Below are 3,143 nucleotides of genomic sequence, written 5' to 3'. Positions count from 1 at the left end.
CCATGACCGCTGACTCCGGCTACCGCCGCGAACACGACCTCCTCGGCGACCGCGACGTCCCCGCCGACGCGTACTGGGGCATCCACACCCTGCGGGCCTCCGAGAACTTCCCCATCACCGGCACCTCCATCTCCGCCTACCCGCACCTCATCAACGCCCTGGCGGCCGTCAAGGAGGCCGCGGCCCGCGCCAACGAGGACCTGGGCCTGCTCTCCTCGCTCAAGGCCGACGCCATCGCCGCCGCCTGCCAGGAGATACGCCGCGGTGAACTGCACGACCAGTTCACCGTGGACGTCATCCAGGGCGGCGCCGGGACCTCGACCAACATGAACGCCAACGAGGTCATCGCCAACCGGGCGCTGGAGATGCTGGGCCACGAAAAGGGCGAGTACGGCATCCTCCACCCCAACGAGGACGTCAACCTCAGCCAGTCCACCAACGACGTCTACCCGACCGCCGTCAACGTCTCCACGATCATCGCCGTCCGCGAGCTGCACTCGGCCATGGAGACGCTGCGCCTGGCTTTCGCCGCGAAGGCCGAGGAGTTCCGCGAGATCCTGAAGATGGGGCGCACCCAGCTTCAGGACGCGGTGCCGATGACGCTGGGGCAGGAGTTCTCCTCGTACGCGGTGATGCTGGAGGAGGACCAGAGCCGGTTGCTGGAGGCCTCCGGTCTGGTGCACGAGATCAACCTCGGGGCGACCGCGATCGGCACCGGCCTCAACGCCCCCAAGGGCTACGCGGAAGCCGCCCGCGGCCACTTGGAGGACATCACCGGGCTGCCGCTGATCACCGCGGCCAATCTGGTCGAGGCCACCCAGGACTGTGGCGCGTTCGTCCATCTGTCCGGTGTTCTCAAGCGGATCGCCGTCAAGCTGTCCAAGAGCTGCAACGATCTGCGGCTGCTCTCCTCCGGTCCGCGGGCCGGGCTGAATGAGATCAATCTGCCGCCGGTGCAGGCGGGTTCGAGCATCATGCCCGGCAAGGTCAACCCGGTCATTCCTGAGGTCGTCAACCAGGTGGCCTTCGAGGTGATCGGCAACGATGTGGCCATCACGATGGCCGCCGAGGCCGGGCAGCTCCAGCTGAATGCCTTCGAGCCGATCATCCTGCACTCCCTCTCGGAGAGCGTCACCCATCTGCGGGCCGCCTGCCTGGTGCTGGCCGACCGCTGCGTCGCGGGCATCACCGCCAACGCCGACGAGCTGCGCGCCACCGTCGAGAACTCCATCGGCCTGGTCACCGCCCTCAACCCGTACATCGGCTACAGCGCGGCCACCAGCATCGCCAAGGAGGCGCTCGCCACCGGGCGTGGCGTCGCCGAACTCGTCCTGGAGAAGGGCCTGCTGCCCGCCGAACGCCTCGCCCAGGTACTCAGCCCGGAGGAGGTCGCGGGCACGCGCTGAACCCTAGAACAGGGGTTCTGATCGCAGACGGGTGATCGCGGGGGCCACGCTGAACGGCAGGAGGTCCTGCCGCCGGTCCGGACTCCGCACCTCGACGCGGATCCCGTCCGCGAACCGGTAGGGGCGGTGCGTGAGCACCGCCCCGAGCCGTCCGCGCAGCCGGGACATCGCCGCCCGCACGGTGACCGTCCGCGTCGGGTCGCCGAACAGGTCGTGGGCGAGCTGCGCCGCGGTGCGCCCCTCGGGGTGCGCGGCGAGCACCAGCAGCAGTTCGGCGTGGCGGGCGCTGAGCCCGTGCGTCCAGGCGCCGGAGGGGCCCGAGAAGGTCAGCGACCAGTGATGCGGATGGCGTACGTCCAGCACCAGGTGCCCCGGCCCGGCGGGCGCCGCCGGGTCGCCGTCCTCGCCGTCGAGCACCCGCAGCAGATGGCCGCCGGGCAGCGGTTCCACCGCGCAGGTGCCCAGCGACGGCAGCCAGACCGGCCCGTACGGAGCCTCCCGCGCCGCCTTCGGCAGCGGCAGCCGGTGGTCCCGCGGGCTGATGCCGGTGACGGCGGCGACCCAGCCGTGCCGGTCCACCACGGCGGCCTTGCCCGGGATGCGCGCGAGGACGGGCGCGGCGAGGGCGCGCAGTGCGTCCAGTTCGCGGCTGTGGGCCAGCCGCAGTTCGCCCTCGGCCCACCGGGCGGTGGCCGTGACCAGGGAGAGCACGGTGGGGTGGGCCGTCGGGGCGGGGCCGCTGATGTCGATGACGCCGAGCAGCTGCCCGTCCCGGGGGTCGCGTACCGGCGCGGCGGCGCAGCTCCAGGTGTGGAAGGCGCGGACGAAGTGCTCCGCGGAGTGCACCCGCACCGGCGCCCGGACGGCCAGCGCGGTGCCGATCCCGCTGGTCCCGGCCGTCTCCTCGGCCCAGTGCGCGCCCTCGGTGAGGGCGATCCCCTCCGCGTGCCGGCGGATGCCGCGGTGACCGTCGATCCAGAGCACCCGGCCGTCCGCGTCCGCGATGATCATGATGTGCCCGGCCGCTTCCGCCGCCTCCAGCAGCCCGCTGTGCAGGGTGGGCAGCACATCCGCCAGCCGGGTCGCCTGCCGTCGCCGCTCCAGTTCGTCCAGGCTGAGCAGCCCCCGGTCGTGGCCGCGGTCCGGGTCCAGGCCCAGCCGCAGCATCCGGTCCCAGGACTGGCCGATCACCGGGCGCGCGGGCAGCGGGAGCCGGCCGCGGCTCAGCGCGGCGTCCCGCATGACCGCCATCAGCCGGGCCGACTCGGCGGGGCTCAGCGCCGCCAGGGAGTCGGCAGGGCGCGTGGCTTCAGTTCGCATGGATTGCGGCCTTTCGTTCCGCCGCGGGGCCCGCCACGGCGGCGGGCCGCGGCGTCCGCCTGACGCCGAATGCCATGGTGCAGCCTCAAGTCCGCAACGAACAGGGCTTCTTGCCGCCGATTGTAGTGAAGGCGGCCGGTCGTCACGGACCCGAGGCGTGCGCGGGCGGACAGCCGTCGGCGGCGGACAGGGACTGCTCCGCCCAGATCGTCTTGCCGGTGCCGGTCTGCCGGGTGCCCCAGCACAGCGCAGCTGGGCCACCAGCAGTAGGCCGCGGGGGGCCCTCGACCTCCTCCGCGGGCCCGGCGCAGATGCGGGGCGGTGCCGCTGCCTTTTTTGTTGGGGGGGAGATTATCGTGTTTTTTTTGGTTTTAGCCGCAGCTGGATGGGGCGCCTTGGCGTGCCGGATGGCGTTGG

General features: G+C 72.1%; 2 protein-coding genes. One reads left to right on the top strand and one right to left on the bottom strand.

Annotated elements, in window-relative coordinates:
- Positions 1 to 2: 2 nt before the first annotated feature.
- A complete protein-coding gene (gene aspA / locus SSOG_RS05160) occupies positions 3 to 1,406 on the top strand; it encodes an aspartate ammonia-lyase (RefSeq protein ID WP_009713152.1) in 1,404 nt (467 codons plus the stop codon).
- 3 nt (positions 1,407 to 1,409) lie between these two features.
- On the opposite strand, the gene SSOG_RS05155 is transcribed toward aspA, so the two are convergent.
- Positions 1,410 to 2,726 (bottom strand): GAF domain-containing protein, encoded by a 1,317-nt coding sequence (locus SSOG_RS05155; protein ID WP_009713151.1) that lies wholly within the window; start codon positions 2,724 to 2,726, stop codon positions 1,410 to 1,412.
- Between the last annotated feature and the right edge of the window lie 417 nt (positions 2,727 to 3,143).

The sequence above is a fragment of the Streptomyces himastatinicus ATCC 53653 genome (assembly GCF_000158915.1).
Classification (GTDB): domain Bacteria; phylum Actinomycetota; class Actinomycetes; order Streptomycetales; family Streptomycetaceae; genus Streptomyces; species Streptomyces himastatinicus.
The sequence above is the reverse complement of the archived record's forward strand: the minus strand, read 5'-3'. Positions and strand labels throughout refer to the sequence as shown.

What these genes read in the sequence shown, in the direction of transcription:
- SSOG_RS05155 (WP_009713151.1), bottom strand. Translation starts at nt 2,726, where the DNA reads ATGCGAACTGAAGCCACGCGCCCTGCCGACTCCCTGGCGGCGCTGAGC.
- aspA (WP_009713152.1), top strand. Translation starts at nt 3, where the DNA reads ATGACCGCTGACTCCGGCTACCGCCGCGAACACGACCTCCTCGGCGAC.